Annotated in this window: 21 protein-coding genes and 1 tRNA gene; 9 read left to right on the forward strand and 13 right to left on the reverse strand. The window is 72.1% G+C overall.

Annotation, left to right across the window (positions count from 1 at the left end):
• Positions 1-19: 19 nt before the first annotated feature.
• The 3 genes from ACFJGV_RS04295 to ACFJGV_RS04305 are packed head-to-tail and all read left to right on the forward strand — an operon-like array spanning position 20 to position 3139.
• Positions 20-961, forward strand: a complete 942-nt coding sequence (locus ACFJGV_RS04295) for a hypothetical protein (RefSeq protein ID WP_378147098.1) — start codon at positions 20-22, stop codon at positions 959-961.
• Positions 962-983: 22 nt separating this feature from the next.
• Positions 984-1829, forward strand: coding sequence for an HAD family hydrolase (locus ACFJGV_RS04300; protein ID WP_378147100.1), 846 nt, complete (start codon positions 984-986; stop codon positions 1827-1829).
• Between the two features lie 32 nt (positions 1830-1861).
• On the forward strand, positions 1862-3139 hold the full coding sequence (locus tag ACFJGV_RS04305; protein ID WP_378147101.1) for a RuBisCO large subunit C-terminal-like domain-containing protein: 1278 nt from the start codon (positions 1862-1864) through the stop codon (positions 3137-3139).
• 31 nt (positions 3140-3170) lie between these two features.
• Here the strand turns inward: ACFJGV_RS04305 and ACFJGV_RS04310 are convergent, their stop codons facing one another.
• Genes ACFJGV_RS04310 through ACFJGV_RS04325 form a run of 4 tightly spaced genes read right to left on the reverse strand, consistent with a single transcriptional unit; the run spans position 3171 to position 6811 of the window.
• Positions 3171-4424: an MFS transporter gene (locus ACFJGV_RS04310; protein WP_378147102.1), complete on the reverse strand. Its 1254-nt coding sequence runs from the start codon at positions 4422-4424 to the stop codon at positions 3171-3173.
• Positions 4421-4960: an ArsR/SmtB family transcription factor gene (locus tag ACFJGV_RS04315; protein WP_378147104.1), complete on the reverse strand. Its 540-nt coding sequence runs from the start codon at positions 4958-4960 to the stop codon at positions 4421-4423. Before ACFJGV_RS04315 ends, ACFJGV_RS04310 begins: the two co-directional genes overlap by 4 nt.
• A gap of 58 nt (positions 4961-5018) precedes the next feature.
• Entirely contained in the window at positions 5019-5639 is a 621-nt protein-coding gene (locus tag ACFJGV_RS04320; protein WP_378147106.1) for a response regulator, read from the reverse strand.
• Complete coding sequence (locus tag ACFJGV_RS04325; protein WP_378147107.1) at positions 5636-6811, reverse strand: sensor histidine kinase; 1176 nt, start codon at positions 6809-6811, stop codon at positions 5636-5638. The genes ACFJGV_RS04320 and ACFJGV_RS04325 overlap by 4 nt, the downstream gene beginning before the upstream one ends.
• A gap of 149 nt (positions 6812-6960) precedes the next feature.
• Here ACFJGV_RS04325 and ACFJGV_RS04330 point away from each other — a divergent pair, with 149 nt between their 5' ends.
• The 3 genes from ACFJGV_RS04330 (at position 6961) to ACFJGV_RS04340 (ending at position 9073) form a co-directional block, all read left to right on the forward strand.
• On the forward strand, positions 6961-8046 hold the full coding sequence (locus ACFJGV_RS04330) for an FtsX-like permease family protein (protein ID WP_378147109.1): 1086 nt from the start codon (positions 6961-6963) through the stop codon (positions 8044-8046).
• Positions 8043-8735, forward strand: coding sequence for an ABC transporter ATP-binding protein (locus ACFJGV_RS04335; RefSeq protein ID WP_378147111.1), 693 nt, complete (start codon positions 8043-8045; stop codon positions 8733-8735). Before ACFJGV_RS04330 ends, ACFJGV_RS04335 begins: the two co-directional genes overlap by 4 nt.
• 62 nt (positions 8736-8797) lie before the next feature.
• Positions 8798-9073: a MafI family immunity protein gene (locus tag ACFJGV_RS04340; protein WP_378147112.1), complete on the forward strand. Its 276-nt coding sequence runs from the start codon at positions 8798-8800 to the stop codon at positions 9071-9073.
• Here ACFJGV_RS04340 and ACFJGV_RS04345 read toward each other — a convergent pair.
• Together ACFJGV_RS04345 and ACFJGV_RS04350 are read right to left on the reverse strand one after the other, a co-directional pair.
• A complete protein-coding gene (locus tag ACFJGV_RS04345; protein WP_378147114.1) occupies positions 9066-9605 on the reverse strand; it encodes a peroxiredoxin in 540 nt (179 codons plus the stop codon). The genes ACFJGV_RS04340 and ACFJGV_RS04345 overlap by 8 nt on opposite strands.
• Positions 9606-9656: 51 nt before the next feature.
• Positions 9657-10430 (reverse strand): triose-phosphate isomerase family protein, encoded by a 774-nt coding sequence (locus ACFJGV_RS04350; RefSeq protein WP_378147116.1) that lies wholly within the window; start codon positions 10428-10430, stop codon positions 9657-9659.
• A gap of 137 nt (positions 10431-10567) precedes the next feature.
• Between ACFJGV_RS04350 and ACFJGV_RS04355 the strand changes: the two genes are divergently transcribed.
• Positions 10568-12223, forward strand: a complete 1656-nt coding sequence (locus ACFJGV_RS04355) for a glycerol-3-phosphate dehydrogenase/oxidase (protein WP_378147118.1) — start codon at positions 10568-10570, stop codon at positions 12221-12223.
• A 128-nt stretch (positions 12224-12351) separates the two neighbouring features.
• Positions 12352-12891 (forward strand): metallophosphoesterase family protein, encoded by a 540-nt coding sequence (locus ACFJGV_RS04360; RefSeq protein WP_378147119.1) that lies wholly within the window; start codon positions 12352-12354, stop codon positions 12889-12891.
• On the opposite strand, the gene ACFJGV_RS04365 is transcribed toward ACFJGV_RS04360, so the two are convergent.
• The gene (locus ACFJGV_RS04365; RefSeq protein ID WP_378147120.1) at positions 12878-13090 is read right to left on the reverse strand and encodes a hypothetical protein; all 213 of its coding nucleotides are present in this window, start codon (positions 13088-13090) and stop codon (positions 12878-12880) included. The two genes, ACFJGV_RS04360 and ACFJGV_RS04365, sit on opposite strands and share 14 nt — an antisense overlap.
• 49 nt (positions 13091-13139) lie before the next feature.
• Here ACFJGV_RS04365 and ACFJGV_RS04370 point away from each other — a divergent pair, with 49 nt between their 5' ends.
• Entirely contained in the window at positions 13140-13397 is a 258-nt protein-coding gene (locus ACFJGV_RS04370; protein ID WP_378147122.1) for a hypothetical protein, read from the forward strand.
• Here ACFJGV_RS04370 and ACFJGV_RS04375 read toward each other — a convergent pair.
• The 6 genes from ACFJGV_RS04375 to ACFJGV_RS04400 form a co-directional block, all read right to left on the reverse strand.
• On the reverse strand, positions 13373-14293 hold the full coding sequence (locus ACFJGV_RS04375; RefSeq protein ID WP_378147124.1) for a hypothetical protein: 921 nt from the start codon (positions 14291-14293) through the stop codon (positions 13373-13375). The two genes, ACFJGV_RS04370 and ACFJGV_RS04375, sit on opposite strands and share 25 nt — an antisense overlap.
• A 231-nt stretch (positions 14294-14524) precedes the next feature.
• Positions 14525-14598 (reverse strand) — tRNA-Leu (locus ACFJGV_RS04380).
• 89 nt (positions 14599-14687) lie between these two features.
• Positions 14688-16211: an NAD(P)/FAD-dependent oxidoreductase gene (locus ACFJGV_RS04385; RefSeq protein WP_378148623.1), complete on the reverse strand. Its 1524-nt coding sequence runs from the start codon at positions 16209-16211 to the stop codon at positions 14688-14690.
• On the reverse strand, positions 16100-17512 hold the full coding sequence (locus tag ACFJGV_RS04390) for a S8 family serine peptidase (protein ID WP_378147125.1): 1413 nt from the start codon (positions 17510-17512) through the stop codon (positions 16100-16102). The genes ACFJGV_RS04385 and ACFJGV_RS04390 overlap by 112 nt, the downstream gene beginning before the upstream one ends.
• Positions 17512-18024, reverse strand: coding sequence for a DUF501 domain-containing protein (locus ACFJGV_RS04395; RefSeq protein ID WP_378147127.1), 513 nt, complete (start codon positions 18022-18024; stop codon positions 17512-17514). The genes ACFJGV_RS04390 and ACFJGV_RS04395 overlap by 1 nt, the downstream gene beginning before the upstream one ends.
• On the reverse strand, positions 18021-18542 hold the full coding sequence (locus ACFJGV_RS04400; RefSeq protein ID WP_378147129.1) for a septum formation initiator family protein: 522 nt from the start codon (positions 18540-18542) through the stop codon (positions 18021-18023). Before ACFJGV_RS04400 ends, ACFJGV_RS04395 begins: the two co-directional genes overlap by 4 nt.
• Positions 18543-18581: the final 39 nt, after the last annotated feature.

Raw genomic sequence — 18581 nt, forward strand, 5'->3', positions numbered from 1 at the left:
TGAAGCAAAGGACTCGTCAATGGACATCAGCTTCGTCTCCATCCTCGCGGCCGCGGCCGGAGGCTTCTTCGGAGCAGCGCTCGGCGCGCTGCAGGCGTTCATCTTCACCGGATTCATGGTGCTCGTCGGCGTGGTCGCCCTGATCGCCGACCCCAACTCCACCATCCTCAGCGATGTCGCGTTCGGACCCGCCTTCGGCCCGCACATCGCGTTCGCCGGTGGTGTCGCGGCGGCTGCCTACGCTGCCAGGAAGAGCGATCTGATCGGGAAGGACATCGTCACCCCGCTGGCGAAGTTCGCCCGCCCCGACGTCCTGCTCATCGGCGCCGTGTTCGGCCTGTTCGGCTACTTCGTGCAGAAGCTGATCGCCCTCATCCCGTGGTTCGGCGCCAACACCGACTCGGTGGCACTGACGGTGATCATCTCGGCGATCGTGGTGCGCCTCATCTTCGGCAAGAGCGGGCTGTTCCCGAAGAACGGCACCGGAGCATCCGGCTGGGCCGCCTACTCGCCCACCGACAAGGGCCGCTGGATCGAGGGCCAGGAGCGCTTCGTGCCCAACACCGTCCTCGGCATCTTCGTGGGTCTGCTCTCCGCCTTCGTCGCCGTGACGCTCCTCCAGGCGCTCCCGCAGCTGTCCGGCAACGCGCAGACGTTCATGTTCGGCATCTCGGCCGTGTCGCTGATCTTCCTGTCCTTCGGACACGCGGTGCCGGTGACCCACCACATCACGCTCCCCGCAGGTGTCGCCGCGGTGACCTTCCTGCCGATCGTCGGCGAGGCCTGGATAGCGATGCTCATCGGCGCCCTGGGCGGCCTCATCGGCGCCTGGTTCGCCGAGTTCTTCAGCCGGCTGTGGCTGGCCCACGGCGACACCCACATCGACCCCCCGGCGGCCGCCATCTGGCCCGCCACCACGCTCATCCTGGGCGCCGCCGCCATCGTGACGGCCGTCAGCTGAGCCCATCGAGGAGAACCACCCCATGACCGACTGGGATATCGAGCATCTGGCGGGAGTGCGCGCTGTCGCACTCGACGTCGACGGGACGATCGCCGGTGGCGACCATCGTGTGAGTCCACGCACCGCGGACGCCATCCGATCCCTCGCTGAGCTCGGTATCCCAGTCATCCTCCTCACCGGCCGTTCGAGGCGGAACACCCTCGAGCTGGCCCGCGAGGTGGGCATCACCAACCTCGTCGCCGCTTGCAACGGCGCCGTCGTCTTCGACCCGGTCGCGGATGAGAACGTGCGTGTCGTGACGATGGCCCCGACCGACATCGAGGTGCTCATCGGCCTCCACCGCGACCTCGATCTCGAGCTCACCTGGTGGACGCCCGACGACATCATCGTCGAGCGCGACGGCCTCATGCGTCGGCAGCTCATGGAGCTGAACGAGGCCGAGGTCGACGTCGCCGCGGTCGAGAGCATCGACCCGGCACAGGTGGTCAAGATGATGCTCTACGCGGCACCGGCCCGTCTCGACGCCGCGACCGACGAGATCCTCGCCCGCGCTCCGCACGGCACCCGCTCGATGGACGTGTTCTTCGAGTTCGTCGACCCCGACGCGAACAAGTGGGCCGCGCTCTCGTTCCTGCTCGACCGCCTCGGCGTCTCGGCCGACGACGTGCTCGGGATGGGCGACGGCGGCAACGACGTGGCCTGGCTCTCTCGGATCGGCCATCCGATCGCCATGGGCAACGCCCGCGACGAGGTGATCGGCGTCACCAAGCACCGCACGGGCCACCACGCCGACGACGGCGCGGCGGAGATCCTCGAGATCGCCCGCGATCTGATCGTCGCAGGCCCGCCGCGCCCGCGCGTACGCTGAACCCCGCCAGACCCCGCCAGAAGGAGCAGCTCGTGCCCTCCCCCCTCCACCTGTACCGCCTCCCCGAGCAGGTGCGCGACGACGACTACATCGTCGCGACCTACTACCTCGAGCTGCCCGCCGACGCCGATGTCATGGCGCGCACGGCGGCGTTCGCGATCGGGCAGACGATCGGCACCTGGCTCCCCGTGCCCGGGATCACCGACGAGATGCGCGCCCGCCACGAGGGCCGTGTGATCGGGGTGCTGAACGCACCGCCGACCGACCTCCAGCGCGCGGACGGCCCCGAGACCTTCGGGTACTTCGTGCGGATCGCCCTGCCGACGCTCAATGTCGGCCCCTCGATCCCCATGATCCTCACCACCGTGCTCGGCAACGACTCCTCGACCTCGGTCGAGGCCAAGCTCGTCGACCTGGAGCTGCCCGACTCGCTCGCCGCGCAGTTCAGCGGTCCGAAGTTCGGCGTCGACGGGCTGCGCGGCCTGCTCGACGTGCACGACCGTCCGATCCTGCTTAACATGATCAAGCCGTGCACGGGCCTCACCCCCGAGGCCGGGGCGGAGATCTTCTACGAGACGGCGCTCGGCGGCATCGACATGATCAAGGACGACGAGCTCATCGCGAACCCGTCCTACTCCCCCGTGGTCGAGCGTGTGCGCCTCTTCACCTCGGCGGCGAAGCGCGCCGCCGAGGTGACCGGGGTGGAGACCCTCTACATCCCGAACGTCACCGACCGGCCCGATCGGATGCTCGACACGGCCAGGCGCGCCGTGGATGCGGGCGCCCGGGCCGTGATGGTGACCTATGCCACTGCGGGCTACGGCGCGCTCGAGGCGCTGGCCGAGAGCGTCGACGTCCCGGTGCTCGCGCACTTCGCGGGCGCCGCGCCCTACTTCGAGGGCCCGTCCACGGGCATGAGCGCGCCGCTCGCCATGGGCCTGCTCCCCCGCCTCGGCGGCGCTGACATGGCCCTCGTCACGACCCCGTACGGCGGGTACAACATCCGGAAGGTGCAGTACATCCGCACCGTGCACCAGATGCTGCTCGAGCGGCCGTCGCTGAAGCCGACCATCCCGATCATCGGCGGCGGCGTGCATCCCGGAACGGTCGACCGCTACGTCTCCGATCTCGGCTCCGACATCGTGCTGGGCGTCGGCGGGGCGATCCAGGGCCACCCGGGCGGCGCGGCCGCCGGTGTGCGCGCCATGCGGCAGGCGCTCGAGGCGCGGATGGCCGGCGTCCCCGTCGCCGAGGCCGCCGCCTCCCACGAGGAGCTCGGCCAGGCGATCGCCGCCTGGGGCACCCTGTAGCCACCGCGCTGCTCTCGGGCTCGCCCGGCCATCAGCGCACGCGCCAGACCGCCCTCGTCGAGGCGGCCGCCATCGTGGCGACGACGATGACGGCCGCGCAGCCGACGAGTGTGGGCGCGGTGCCGACGGTGTGGGCGAGCGGTCCGACGAGCGTCTCGCCGAGCGGGATGGCGGCGAACGACCCGATCATGTCGTACGAGTAGACACGCGACAGCGCCGCGGGCGGGATGTGGCCCTGCAGCGACTGATCCCACGCGATGGCGAAGACCTCGAGCGCGACGCCTCCGAGCGCGAACGCGACGAGCAGAGTCGGCAGAGCGGGCGCCACCCCGAGGGTCGCGACGGGCAGCGCGGTGACGGCCATGAGTGCCACTCCGATCCCCAGGGCGCGGCTCGGCCGCCAGCGGAGGGCCAGCAACGCGCCGAGCGCCAGGCCCACCGTCTGAGCGGCGACGACCAGCCCCCAGGCGGCTCGGCCGAACGACTCATCGGCCACCACGGGGCCCAGCACGGTCGTGGCGCCGACGAACGCCGCGTTGAGCACCGTGAACTGGACGACGACGATCCAGACCCAACGTCGGGCGGCGAACTCGCGCCAGCCATCGCGGAGATCCGCGACGACGGACGAGCGCGCCCCGCCGACGGCGCCGGGCCTCATGCGCGGCAGGCGCATCCGTGAGAACAGCAGAGCCGCCAGCAGGAATCCCGCGGCGTCGACGGCGAGCCCCCACCCCGGGCCGATCAGCGCGACGATGCCCGCGCCCGCCGAGGCACCGACGATGCTCCCTCCATTGAGACCCAGGCGGAGCAGAGCGTTGGCCGGGCGGAGCGCGTCTTTCGGCACCGTCTCGGGCACCATCGCCGCGGACGCCGGCAGGCTCACGGCAGCGACCGCTCCGCCGAGCGCACTCAGCCCGAGGAGGGCGGGGACGGTGGCGGACCCGCTGACGACCAGCATCGCCACGACCGCCTGCAGCACCGCGGCCGCGAGCGAGGTGCCGACCAGCAGGATGTCGCGGGGCAGCCGATCGGCGAGGACGCCGCCGAACACGAGGACGAGCACGGTCGCCAGGGATCGGGCTCCGACGACGAGACCGAGGTCGGCGGCCGAGCCCGTGAGGTCGAGCACGGCGAACGCGAGCGCGATCGGCGCGACGGCGTTGCCGAGGATGCTCGTGGTGCGGGCGGCGAGCAGCCAGCGGAAGCGGGGGTGACGGAGGGGGCGCGGCCGGCCGGCGCCCTTCGGCGTGAGGTCGCCCGCCCGCGCGTTCGTCTGCTCGATCACGGGTGCGCGAGCGGGAACAGCACCGCCGTCATCGAGACCGGGCTCGTCCGGGGTGTGCGAGGGGGTCGCGCGGCGGCGTGCAGGAGCGCCGAGGCCTCGCGGACGTGATGGACGACGCGGCGCCAGGTGTCCTCGTCTATCCAGAGCTCGGCGTCGGTCGACATGTGCGGGCCGTCGACCCGGTGCCTCGACCGGCGCCGCAGCTCGTCGATCAACGCCTCCACGTAGGCGGTCTGCTCCTCGGACAGGCCCGCGCCCACCTCCCCCAGCGTGCTCCGGTCGGCGTCGGCCTCGGGCCTCTTCGCGGACGACTCATGGCGGTAGCGCTTCGCGTCTCCACCCCGCAGACGGACCACCTCGACCACTCTGATGAGACCCGCCCGCTCGAGGACACGCAGGTGATAGCTCGCGGAGGCCTGGCTGCAGCCGAGCTCCCGGCCCGCCTCGGCCGCGCTCATCGCCGCGCCGGTGAGCAGCGACAGCAGCCGGAGCCGGAGAGGATGCGCGGTGGCGCGGAGCTCGTGGAGGGTGGACATGACGCCATGCTCGCAGCGGCGCCTGCGCACCGTCAAACGTGCCTTTGGGGGTCGCGACTCAGCGGAGGATGGCGAGGTCGCGGGCCCGGGAGACGGCAGCGGTGCGCGAGCCGACGCCGAGCTTGTCGAAGACGTGCACGAGGTGCGACTTCACGGTCGCGTCGGTGATGTGGAGGCGCGCGGCGATGTCGGCGTTCGAGGCGCCCTCGGCGACCAGGGAGAGCACCTCGATCTCGCGAGCCGAGAGGCTGATGCGCGGGGCGCGCATCCGGGCCATCAGGCGGCCCGCCACGGCCGGGGCGAGCGCGCTCTCGCCCGCGGCTGCGGCGCGCACCGCGGCGAGCAGTTGGTCGGGCGGCGCATCCTTCAGGAGGTAGCCGCTCGCGCCCGCTTCGACGGCGGCGAGGATGTCGCCGTCACTGTCGTAGTTCGTGAGCACCAGCACGGCGGGCGCGCCGACGACCGAGCGCACCTGCCTGGTCGCGTCGGCGCCCGTCCGCTCCTGCCCGAACTGGAGGTCCATGAGCACGAGGTCGGGCGCCGCCTCCGCGGCGAGCGCCACGGCCTCGTCGGGCGTGGAGGCCTCGCCCACGACCGTCACGTCGCCCGCGGCCTCGAGGAGCGCGCGCAGCCCGGCGCGGACCACGGGGTGGTCGTCGGCGATCACGACGCGGATCACGGCGTCGTGTCCTCGAGGGTGACCGTGACCGTCGTGCCCGCCCCCACCCGGCTCTCGACGAGCAGCGTGCCGTCGAGCTGCTCGACCCGCTCGGCCATCGCCTGGAGCCCGAACGAGTCGGACGCGCGCGCAGGCTCGATGCGCGATGGGTCGAAGCCGACGCCGTCGTCCTCCACGGTCAGCGTCGCGCGCGCACGGTCGACGGCGAGGCGGATGCGGATGCGGTCGGCATCGGCGTGCTGCACGGCGTTGGCGACCGCGCCCTGCGCGATCCGCAGCAGCGCGATCTGCGAGTCGATCGGCAGCCCGGCGTCGGAGGCGGGCACATCGACCTCGACGGCGAGGTCGTCGCGCGACCAGCGTCGCCCGAGGCGCTCGAGCGCGGGCCCCAGGCCGTCGTCGAGCGTGGGCGGAGCGAGCTCGCGGATGAAGCGGCGGGTGTCGGCGAGCCCCTCCGCCGCGGTCGCCCTCGCTAGCCGGATGTGCTCGAGGCCCGGCCGCTCGCCGTCGGCGGCCTCGGCCGCGTGGAGCAGCATCTGGATGCTCGACAGGCCCTGCGCGACCGTGTCGTGGATCTCGCGGGCCAGTCGTGCGCGCTCGGCGAGCATGCCCTGCTCGCGCTCCGTGGCGGCGAGACGGTCGCGGGTCGAGACGAGCTCGGCCACGAGGGCCTCGCGCTCGGCCGCCTCCCGCGCGAGCGCTCGGTAGCCCAAGCCGATGAGCATCGCCACCGCCGCCCCGACGAGCGGCCCGACCACTCCGCCCAGCGTGAACCCGCCGTGCAGTCCGAGGGCGAGGACGGCGATCGCGGTGCTGACGACGACCGCGACCGGCCCGGCGACCCGCGGGAGCACGTGGAGGTAGAGGAAGAACAGCGGGAACACGAGGTAGGCGGCCTCGGGCACGAGCACCATGAGGGCCGCCCAGACGACGGTGAGGGCGGTGACCCAGAGCGCGCCGGCCAGCCTCCGTCGGTTCGCCGCCATCCTCTGGATGCGCGCCCCGAGCACGTACACCACGGCGAACGCCGCGACGAGGGCCAGCTCCACAGGCATCAGCGGCGCGTTCGTGAGCAGGATCCGGACCAGCACGAGGGTGAGCAACGTCACGACCAGCGCGTGCAGACCGATCCTGAGCCCCACGAAGACGGGGGTGAGCGTGCTGTGAGCCATCGTCCTAGCAGCGTACGGGGCGTGGACGCCGGCGGGATCAACCGGAAGTTGGAGCCGAGGACCCGACTCGGCGCTGATGTCCCGGCGTCGGGCCTCCGCGAGTCTGAGGAAGGCGCCGGGGACGGACCCCGCGCCGGAAGGGAGCATCCGTGTTCGTCGCCTGGCGAGACCTGCGCTACGCCCGAGGGAGGTTCGTCCTCATCGGCTCGGTCGTGGGTCTCATCACCCTCCTCGTCGGCTTCCTCGCCGGCCTCACGGGAGGACTGGCGGGGCAGAACGTGTCGGCCGTGCTCGGCCTGCCCGGGGACCGGCTCGTCCTCCAGCAGCCGTCCAGCGGGTCTGTCTCGTTCTCCGAGTCGACCATCTCCCCCGACATCGTCGACGAGTGGCGGAGCGCTCCGGGCGTCACCGCGGTGACGCCGATCGGCATCGCCCAGGGACGAGCGTCCGGACCGGGCGTCGACGCCGGCGCGGTGGGCGTCGCCCTGGTCGGCATCCCCTCGGATGCGCGGGGGTCGACGGTCGGGGACCTCGCACCAGGCGGTGACGGCTCCATCGGGCTGTCGTCGGGCGCGGCAGCGGCGCTCGGCGCCTCCGCCGGCGACACGGTCTCCATCGCGGGCATCGACTTCCGCGTCGACGACGTCGGCGGCGACGCCTGGTACAGCCACACCCCGGTCGTGGCGCTCTCGCCCACGGCCTGGGCCGAGCTCGACCAGCGCCTCGGCGGCGCCGGCGAACCCACCGTCCTGGCGGTGAGCGGATCACCCGCCTGGGACTCCGTGGCGGCGAGCACGGGCACGGTCGCCGAGACGCCGCTCGGCAGCCTGTCGGCGCTCGAGACGTTCCGATCGGAGATCGGATCCCTCGGGCTCATGATCGTCATGCTCCTCGGCATCTCCGCCCTCGTGGTCGGCGCGTTCTTCACGGTGTGGACGCTGCAGAGGACGAGTGACCTCGCCGTCCTCAAGGCTCTCGGAGCGTCCACCCGCTCGCTCGTCCGCGACGCCCTGGGTCAGGCGCTCGTCGTGCTGATCGCCGGGATCGGCGTCGGCACCGCCGTCGTCGTGGGTCTCGCCTCTCTGCTCGGCGATGCGCTGCCCTTCCTGCTCAGCCCCCTCACCACGATCGTCCCAGCGGTTCTCCTCGCCCTCCTCGGGCTGGCGGGCGCCGCCGTCGCGCTCCGCACCGTCACCTCCGCCGACCCCCTCACCGCACTCGGGAGCACTCGATGATCACCCTGACCGACGTCACCCTCACCTACCCCGACGGCGACACGCGCATCACCGCGCTCGACCGCGTCACCCTCGTCGCCCGCGAGGGTCTCGTGACCGGCATCGTCGGGCCGTCCGGATCGGGCAAGTCGTCGCTCCTCGCCGTCGCCGCCGCCCTCATCCGGCCCGACAGCGGCCGTCTGATGATCGACGACGTCGACGTCACCGCCCTCCGCCCGCGGGAGGCCACGGGGCTCAGGCGAGATCGTATCGGCATCGTCTTCCAGCAGTCGAACCTCGTCCCCTCGCTCACCGCGCGCGAGCAGCTTCTCGTGATGGCCGAGCTCGGCGGCGGGTCCCGCGCGCGACGCGGTGCGGTGAGGGCCGCCGCGGACGAGCTGCTCGCGGCCGTGGGCCTCGCCGGGCTCGCCGATCGGCGGCCCGCTCAGCTCTCCGGGGGCCAGCGGCAGCGCGTCGCGATCGCCCGCGCGCTCGTGCACCGCCCCTCCGCCCTGCTCGTCGACGAGCCCACGAGCGCCCTCGACCAGGAGCGCGGCGGTGAGATCATGCGCCTCATCCGGCGCCTCACGCGCGAGCGGGGAACGGCGACGCTCCTCGTCACGCACGACCTCGTGCACGCCGAGGCGCTCGACGACGTCGTGACCGTGGTCGACGGCCGGATCGTCGAGAGCGCCCCCGTCGTGGCCTGAGAGTCGCCGTGACGGCGTGAGAGCCTCCACGTGAGGGCAGGCGTGCGTGAGAGCATCGTGGCGTGGAGCAGCGAGGAGAGATCGGGATGCGCGGTCGGCTCGGCATCGCCGTCACCCGGATCGAGGATCGGATGACGGCCGATCAGGCCGGGTACATCCGTGAGCTGATCGCGGCGGACGAGTGGGGGCTCGCGCTCGAGCAGATCGCCGATGTGCTCTCGGAGCACGAAGCGGGCTTGCGCGACGACGAGCGCGACCAGCTCCTCGCGCTGAACCGGCGGATGGGGATGGGCGACCGCGTTCCCGGAGCGCTGTCGCTGTGCCCGCGGATCAGCTAGTGCCCGGCGCCTGCCCTGCGAGGTCGGCGAGGAGAGCGCGCGGGTGCGACTCCGCATCGAGGATGCCCCACTCCGCCCAGACGACGACCCCGGCGCGCACGACCACGGTGCTCCGCCGGTAGAGCTCCACCCCGTCGTACCGGAACGTCGGCACCCCCAGCAGGTCGCGGAGCGTGAGCTCTTGGTCCGAGAGGAGCGGGTACGGCAGATGCAGGCGCTCCGCCGCCTCCCGCTGGTCATCGGTGTCCTGGGTCGAGAGTCCGTAGATGCGCAGACCGATGCGCGCGAAGTCGGCGGCGAGGTCGCGGAACTCGCTCGACTCCGCGGTGCACCCCTTCGCGCCCGGGATGAGGGCCCAGTCGTCGTCCTCGGGGCGGTCCGTCCGGCCCGTGCGCGGGTACACGAAGAGCACGAAGTCGCCGGCGGAGTCCGCGACCGGGTCGAGGATGCCGCCGGTCGTGGCGGGGAGCTGCACTGCGGGGAAGGTCTCCCCGACGTCGATCCTCGCCCGTCCCGCCGTCTCGTCGCTCATCCGACCATCCTCTCAGCCGCCGGCCGATGCCCCGGCCCGACCCGGCGCGGCTCAGGCGGCCACGGCGGCGCGGACCTCGGCGACGGTGGCCAGGAACGTGCGCGGGTCGACGCCGGCACGACCGAGGAAGACGCCGTCGGGGATGCCCATGAGGTCGCCGCTCGCGCGTCCCGCGGCGGCGATCGCGTCGAAGGTGCCCGGTCCGGCGCTGCCCCCGTAGAGCACGCGCGACTCACCCCGACGCTCGGCCAGCATCTCGCGGATGCGCGCCACGACCCCGACGACGTGATCGCCCGGGGCGGGCTCGGCGGCGCCGATCGCCCAGGTGGGCTCGTAGGCGACGATGACGGGCGCATCCGAGCTGATGCCGCCGAAGGCGATCTCGAGCTGCGGGCGGATGATGCGCTCGGGGTCGGCCCCGCGCTCGGGCTCGCCCACGATGAGGATGGGGACGAGACCGGCCTCGGCGGCGGCCTCCGACTTGGCGGCGAAGTCGGCGGGGCCCTCGCCGAGGTGCTTCACCCGCTCGGGGTGCCCGATCATCGCGAAGCGAGCCCCCATCCCCGCCAGCAGCTCGGCGCTGACCTCGCCGGTGTAGGCGCCGGCCGGGAAGCGGGAGACGTCCTGCGCCCCCACCAGTCCCCCGAGCGGTCGGAGTGCCCGGAGAGCGTCGGCGATGAGCGGGAACGAGGGGCAGAGGAAGACGTCCTCGGCGCCCTCGGGGGTCGCGGCGAGCCCCTCGGTGACGATCCGGAACCACGTCGCCGCCGAATCCGCGGTGAAATAGCTCTTGGAGCTGCATCCGATCAGGGTCGCTGGCAACATCGTGGGCCTCCTCGCCGGTGGGGAACGCCTCCGAATGTATCAGCGGATGGACCGGTTGTGCGAAGATGTATATACATGTTGGTGTGGGTGTCTGAGCGCATCCCCTCACCGTCGACGTCAATGGAGAAAGAGACAGCATGACCGACTTCGTTCGCGCCGACTCGGCGCGGCTGACCAGCAGGAAGTACGACATCGTCGTGGTGGGCGGTGGCATCAACGGCGTGGCCATCGCGCGCGATGCAGCGCAGCGAGGCCTCAGCGTGGCGCTGATCGAGCGCGGCGACTTCGCGGTCGGCACGTCCTCGTGGAACAGCCGACTCATCCACGGTGGGCTGAGGTATCTCGAGCACGGCGAGATCCCGCTGGTCTACGAGTCGCTGCACGACCGCGAGTGCCTGCTGCGGATCGCCCCGCACCTCGTCGAGCCGCTGGCGTTCGTCGTGCCGCTGTACAAGCACAACCACCTCCCCGGGTGGATGTTCCGGATCGGCATGATCCTCTACGACGTGCTCTCCTTCTCCAAGTCGGTGCCCACGCACCGCGGCCTCGGCCGCAAGCAGGTCGCCGCCGAGCTCCCCGGGCTCGACAAGCGCGGACTCTCCGGCGCGGTGCACTACTACGACGGACAGGTCGAGTTCCCGGAGCGCCTCGTGCTCGAGACCGCGATCTCGGCGCAGCGCTGGGGCGCCGACATCGCCAACTACGTCGAGGCGGTCTCGATCACCCACGACGACTCGGGGATCACCGGCGTCGCCGCCCGCGACACGCTCACCGGCGAGGAGTTCACCATCGCCGCATCCTCCGTCGTCAACGCGGCCGGCCCCTGGATCGACCTCCTCGGCGAGGAGCTCGGCCTGAAGCGCCAGATCGGCGGCACGACCGGAACCCACTTCGTCGTCGACCCGTTCCCCGGGGCGCCCGACGCCTGCATCTACTTCGAGGCCCGCGCCGACAACCGTCCGATCCTCGTGATCCCGTGGAACGGCCGCTACCTCATCGGCACCACCGACGACCGCTTCGAGGGCGATGCGTCGACCGTGAGGGGCACCGACGCGGAGGTCGAGTACCTCCTGTCGGAGACGAACATGCTGATCCCGGAGGCGAACCTCACCGCCGACGACATCCTCCTGACCTACACGGGCGTCCGGCCGCTGCCGTACCGACCCGGAGTGAAGGCGGGCGCGATCCCGCGCAGCCACCTGATCCTGGCGGATGAGCGCATCCACGGTCTCGTCACGATCGTCGGCGGCAAGCTCACCCCGCACCTCAGCCTCGGCCAGCAGACCGTCGACAAGGTGGGCGAGGTGCTCGGCCGGCAGCTGCCCAAGTCGCGCACCGCCCGCTCGCCGCTGCCCGGCGCGTACACGACGAAGTGGGCGGCCAAGTCGCTCGCCGCGTCGAAGCTGCGCTCCCGTCTGCCGTGGAACGAGACGGTCAACGAGCGCCTCGTCGACGTCTACGGCGGACTCGTCTCCGGGATCGTCGACGTCTACGAGAGCGACGAGCGCTATCGTGCCGTCTTCGGCGAGGGCCGCAGCGCGATCACGGCCGCCGAGGTGGTCTACGCGATCCGCTCGGAGGGCGCGCTGACACTGGTCGACATCCTGCACCGCCGCTCGATGGTGGGCCTCGAGCCCGCGATGGGCACGGATGTGGAGCGCGAGGTCGCATCCCTCGCCGCCACGGTCGCGGGCTGGGACGAGGCGCGCGTCGCGTCGGAGCTGGCCGCGCACCGCGAGTACATCACGCGCCTGCAGGGCGGCGTCCCCCACCCCCACCTCCTGGAGGCGTAGGCGCGCTCCGCGCCTACGCGCGCGGGCGCGAGCACACCCAGGAAGCGCGGGTGGACGACGCGTGCAACCGCTCTTTCCGGGTGTGCTCGGCGTGGGGCGGGCGGCGCGGGCGGGGGCAGACTGGAGGGGTGAGCGTCCGCGTCGTCGTGCTGTCCGATACCCATCTGCCCGCTCGGGCGAAGGTGCTGCCGGAGGTGCTCCTCGAGGCGATCGATACGGCCGACGTGGTCATGCACGCCGGGGACTGGGTCGACGTGGCGACGCTCGACCTGCTCACCTCAGCCAGTCGCGAGCTGGTCGGGGTGTGGGGCAACAACGATCCCGAGCCGCTGCGGGAGCGTCTGCCCGAGGTGGCGCGGACGACCGTGGAGGGCGTGCGCTTCGCCATGGTGCACGAGACCGGCGCTGCGACCGGGCGAGAGCGGCGGATGGACGCCCGCTACGCCGACGACGCCGACGTGCTCGTGTTCGGGCACAGCCACATCCCGTGGGACACCGTCACCGCACGGGGCCTCCGGCTGCTCAACCCGGGCTCGCCGACCGACCGGCGACGGCAGCCGGTGGGCACGTTCCTCACGCTCGACGTCGAGGCGGGCGCGCTGGCGGATTTGCGGCTCGTGCCGGTGCCGTCGGTGGCGGGCAGGAAGGCGGACGTCAGCGACGCTTGAGCGTGACGCCGTAGATCGACGAGGCGGCGAGCATCGCGAACAGCGGGAGCACGACGATGGTGCCGACCGTGACATCGGGCAGCACTGCCAGGAAGGCGATCGCGATGATGAGCAGCACCGTGAGGCCCAGCTGCGCCCACATCAGCCACGGGTGACGCAGCTCCGCCGACGATGCCTCGTCGAACTCCTCGTCCTCCACGCAGCCCACACTAGCGTCCCTCCCCTCCGGATCCCCGTAGGCTCAGAGCATGGACGACCGGGAGATGGACGGGATCGAGCTCGTCGGCGGCATCCTCATGGTGCTGGCCAGCGCCGCCGTCGTATACGGTTCGCGCAACAACTCGAGCATCGGCGTCGTCCTCGGCTGCCTCGGGATCGCGGGTGGCATCGCGATGATCGTCGTCCGCCTCGGGCGCACGTCGCGGCGCCGAGCGGCCTCCGCCGTGGTCGACGCCTCAGCCGCCGATGGCTCGACGGGGCCTCAGAGCCCGAACGGGTCGGTGTAGACCGCTCCCCGGGTCGACACATACGCCGTCCACACGACGCCGTCGTGCCAGCGAAGCTCGAAGCGCCCGCTGTAGTCGGGCCACCACGCCCCCGCCGCCACGGGCTGCTGCACCACCTGAGGCTGCGGATGCGCCACCTGGGGCTGCTGCTGGACGACCTGCGGCTGCTGGTACGCGACCTGCGACTGCTGGTGGTGTGCGGGCGTCGTCTGCTGGTACACGGCCTGTGACTGCGGAACGGCGAGCTGGGGCTGCTGCCCGGCGACCTCGGGCTGCTGCTCGGCGAGCTGGGGCTGCTGCTCGGCGACCTGCGGCCGCGGCACGACCTCCGGCTGGGTCTCCGTCACCGGCGTGGTCTGAGCGGTCGGCTCGGGCTCGGCGGAGTGGGCGGGGGCAGCGTCGGCGGGCGTCGGGTGAGCCTCCTCCGCGAAGAGCGCCTCGATCCACTCCGCCGGCTGCTCCGCGACATCGGCGTGCTCCGCCGGCTCGAGCTGTGATGCGCCGGGCTGCTCCGGGTCAGCTGCGGCCGCGGGTTCGAGCTCCGGGTCAGGTGCGGCCGCGGGTTCGAGCTCCGAGTCAGGTGCGGCCGCGGGTTCGAGCTCCGAGTCAGCTGCGGCCGCGGGTTCGAGCTCCGAGTCAGCTGCGGCCGCGGGTTCGAGCTGCCGCTCCGCTTCGGCCTCGGACGTGGCCATGGGTTCGGGCTCGGCCGCGGGTTCGACGTCCTGCTGACCCTCCGCCTCGACCGCGGGTTCGAGCTCGGGCTCCGGAACGAGACCCAGGATCATCGGCTCGGCGTCGCCCACGTGCTCCCGCGCCGAGCGCGGCTGGGGCAGCACGAACTCGGACGGGGCCGCCGTCTGCAGAGGATCGGCGCCAACGCCGGGGGCATCACCCATGCACGGGACATTATCACCGGCGCCCGGGAGGACACAGGCGCAGGACCGAGCGCGGCCCCACGCATCCGCCGACCCCGCATCCGCCGGCCCCACATCCGCCGACCCCGCGCATCCGCGCCCTCACCCGCGTCCGTCTTCAGGACCTGCGCCCGCATTCAGGGCGGATCGTCCTGAGAACGGGCGATCCGCGGCGGATCTCCTGAGAACGGCCGCCGCGCCCGCCGAGGCGCGTGCCCCCACTGGGATTCGAACCCAGACTGAGACGATTTTAAGTCGGCTGCCTCTGCCGGTTGGGCTATGGGGGCGCGTGATGATCGTAGCCGCCGCGGGAACGACGAAGCCGCCGCGACGGGGCGCGGCGGCTTCGGTCGTGCAGTGCGAGGACCGGGTGCGACTACTCCGACTTCGGGGTGGTCTTGCGCGGAGCGCGGGCACGGGGTGCGCGCGCCGGCTTCTCGGCAGGAGCGGCCGCAGCCGGAGCAGCACCAGCCGGGGCGGCGGCCGCAGCCGTCGCCTCGGGGGCCGGCGATGACGCGGGAGCGCCGACGAGCGCGGGCTCCTTCGCCGCAGCGGGCGCCGCGGCAGGGGCCGGAGCCGCCGCGGGCGCAGCCGGACGCGGGCGCGCCGCGAACGTCTCGAACGCGAGGCGCGGGTGCTCGCGCGCCTCGAGCGAGACGATGTCGCGGCCGAGGAAGAAGTTGTTCACCCAACCCCAGATGACACGGAGCTTGCGCTCCCACGACGGCATGGCCAGGCCGTGGTAGCCGCGGTGCGCGAACCAGGCCAGCAGGCCCTTCAGCGCGATCTTGCCCGACTGGAACACACCGATGCCGAGGCCGAGGCCGGCGACCGCACCGAGGTTCTTGTGGAAGTAGTCGTGCACCTTCTCGCCGCGCAGGGTGGCCACGAGGTTCTTCGCGAGGGTCTTGCCCTGGCGCACCGCGTGCTGGGCGTTGGGCACGCAGAAGCCGCCCACGCCGCCGCCGGTGAGGTCGGGCACGGCCGCGACGTCGCCGCAGCCCCACGCGCCCTCGACGATGCCGTCGTCGCCCTCGACCCGGAGGTCGGCGCGCACCCGGAGGCGTCCGCGCTCCTCGATGGGGAGGTCGCTGTTCTTGACGTCGGGGGTGGCCATGACGCCCGCGGTCCAGATGATGGTGCCCGCCGCGAACGACTCGCCCGTCGACAGCTCGATCACGCCATCGACGGCCGACTTGAGCTGCGTGTCGAGGTGCACCTGCGCCCCGCGCTCGGCGAGGTTCTTGAGCACCCAGTGGCTGGTGGGGAGGCTGACCTCGGGCATGATCCGCCCCATCGCCTCGATGAGGTGGAAGTGGGTCTCCTCGAACGACAACTCGGGGTACTTCTGCAGCAGCGCCGAGGCGAACGAGCGCAGCTCGGCGAACACCTCGATGCCGGCGAACCCGCCGCCGACCACGACGACCGTGAGCAGGCGCTCGCGCTCGGGGCCGGGGGGCAGCACGGCGGCCTTGTCGAAGTTGGTGAGGATCTGGTCGCGGATCGCCGTGGCCTCCTCGATCGTCTTGAGGCCGATCGCGTTGTCGGCGACACCGGGGATCGGGAAGGTGCGCGAGACGGCACCTGCGGTCACCACGATGATGTCGTACGACTCCTCCCACGCCTCACCGGCGTTGGGGGTGATCGTCGCGGTCTTCGAGGCGTGGTCGATCTTCGTGACCTTCGCCGCGAGGATGCGCGTCGACTTCAGGTGGCGACGCAGGCTCACCACCGCGTGACGCGGCTCGATGGAGCCCGCGGCCACCTCCGGCAGGAACGGCTGGTACGTCATGTAGGGCAGCGGGTCGACCACGGTGACCTCGGCCTCGCCCTTGCGCAGCCACTTCTCGAGCTTCCACGCGGTGTAGAAACCGGCGTAGCCGCCGCCGACAATGAGGATCTTGGGCACAGTAAGAAACTCTCCTCGATAGGGGTGCGCGCACCCGCCAATCTACTCCTTGCGCTGGAGCACCCTGAGCCGCGCACGCAGACCGACCACGAGCACGACGAGCGACGCCGCCAGTCCGATGAGCAGGGCGACGGGCCCAGCCCACAGTGAAAAAGAGTACACGTCGAACGAACCGCCCGTGGCGGGCGCCTCGGCGCGGCCTCAGCGGTGGTCTCCGGGGCGGGGATCACGATGTCGTAGAGGGTGGATGCGCCGGCCGCCGGACGGTAGGTCGCGATCCAGTCGGAGAGGGATCCGAGCGGGTTCGCGTCGACGTGCGGGACGTTCGCGGTGACCGCCGCCGCAGCGTCGATGAGACCGTATCCGTAGATCGGGCCGGGGACCGTGTCGCCCTTCGGATCGGCCGTGGCGATGAGCCGGTTGACGACGTCGTCGGCGTCGAGCTCGGGATGGGCGGCGCGGATGAGGGCGGCCAGCCCGCTGACGATCGGCGCGGCCCCGCTCGTGCCGCTCCAGATGCGCGGCGACCCGCCCGGGTCGATGGCGACGAGCCCCTCGCTCGGCGCGGCCACCGCGATGGTCGTGCCCTGCGACGATGCGTCCTGGCTCGCCGTCCCGTCGCGGTCGACGCCGGCGACGGCCACGACACCGGGGATGGTGGCCGGCGCGCCGACCTCCTCGGTGCCGGTGCCGCGGTTGCCCGCGGCCGCGACGATCACCGCATCGTGGTCGAACGCGTAGGAGAAGGCGTCGTCCCAGCTCTGCGGCCAGTCGAGGCTGTTGCGTGTGAGCGAGAGGTTGATGACCTTCGCGCCGTGGTCGACGGCCCAGCGCACCGCATCCGCGATCTGCTGGTCGGATCCGACCGCCCCCTCCCCCAGCTCGACCGAGATCGACAGCAGCGAGGATTCCGGCGCGACGCCCATCACGCCGTTCGAACCCCCGGTGCCGCGACCCGCGATGAGTTCCGCGACCGCGGTGCCGTGCCAGTCCTCGTGACCCACCGGCGTCTGCCCGTCGGCGGTGCCCAGCCCCGAGAGGTCGGTGCCGCCGACGACCGCCCCGGCGAGCTCGGGCACCGAGCCGTCGACGCCGGTGTCGATCACCGCGACCGTGACGCCCGCACCGCGCGTGGTCTTCCACGCGTCGGTGAAGCCGTAGTCGGACAGCCAGTACTCGAGTGAACGGACCTCATCGGCCTGTGCGGCAGGAAGGGCGCCCAGCGGACTCGCCACCACCAGCAGGGTCGCCGCCGCCGACCAGAGCGCGATCACCAGCCGGCGCCGCGACATCAGGGATCGATCCCGTAGTCGGCGCACTCGCACACGAGAGGCGACCAGTCGCCCCGGTCGAGAGCGAGGTCGCCGATGGGGTTCACGCCCGGCCCGGCGGCGAGCGAGTGCGCGGCGAGGGCGTGCAGGCACTTGACGCGGCGCGGCATGCCGCCCGCCGAGATGCCCGCGATCTCGGCGACCTCGCCGTAGTGCTCGCGGTCGGCGAGATACGACCCGTGCGCCGCGAGGTAGGCGGCGGAGACGTCGTCGTCGTCGAGCAGCTCCTGCAGCTCGACCATGACGTGCTGCGCCTCGAGATCGCTCATCGCGGCCGTGGCCGCCGGATGCGTCATGTAATAGAACGTGGGGAACGGCGTGCCGTCGCTCAGCCTCGGCGACGTCGACACCACGGTCGGATTGCCGCAGACGCAGCGGGCGGCGATGCCCACGACATCGCGCACGGGACGACCGAGCTGAGCGGATGCCACGGCGAGATCGCGGTCGCTCGGCGGATCGAACGGCGGTCTCATTGCACGGTGCCCGTCTGCTGGAGCTGGTCGGGGGTCTGGGTGGAGAGGCCGGACGTCAGCCCGGACGAGAACAGGGCGCCGAGCCAGTCGACGTCGGTGCTCTGGATCTGGTCGCTCACCGCCGGCGCATCGGCGCCGGTCTGCGGCACGTCGTCGATGACCAGGAAGCTGGTCTCGCCCGGCATGACGAAGTACAGCCGGTCGCGCGCCTGCGCCTTGATGTAGGCCGGATCGTTCCACCGGGCGATCTGCTGCGACAGCGCGTCGTTCTGGGCGGTCTTCTGATCGACCGCGGCGTGCAGCTCGGCGAGCTGCTGACGCTGCTCGAGGTACACCCGCAGGCCCGGCGCGACGATGATCACGAAGAGCACCACCACGACGAACATGAGCACGGTGAACCCCGAGAAGCGGATGCTCCGCAGCCAGCCCCCGGGGGCGGCGGCCTCGGGCTCGGAGCCCTGCGGCAACGCGACCGGCACACGCTCGGGGCGTGTCCTCTGGTCGCGTTGCCGCATCATGCTCCTCGGGTCGGACGGCGGAGCCTCCGACCGGGTGGT

This window comes from Cnuibacter sp. UC19_7 (genome assembly GCF_042699995.1).
Classification (GTDB): Bacteria; Actinomycetota; Actinomycetes; order Actinomycetales; family Microbacteriaceae; genus Cnuibacter.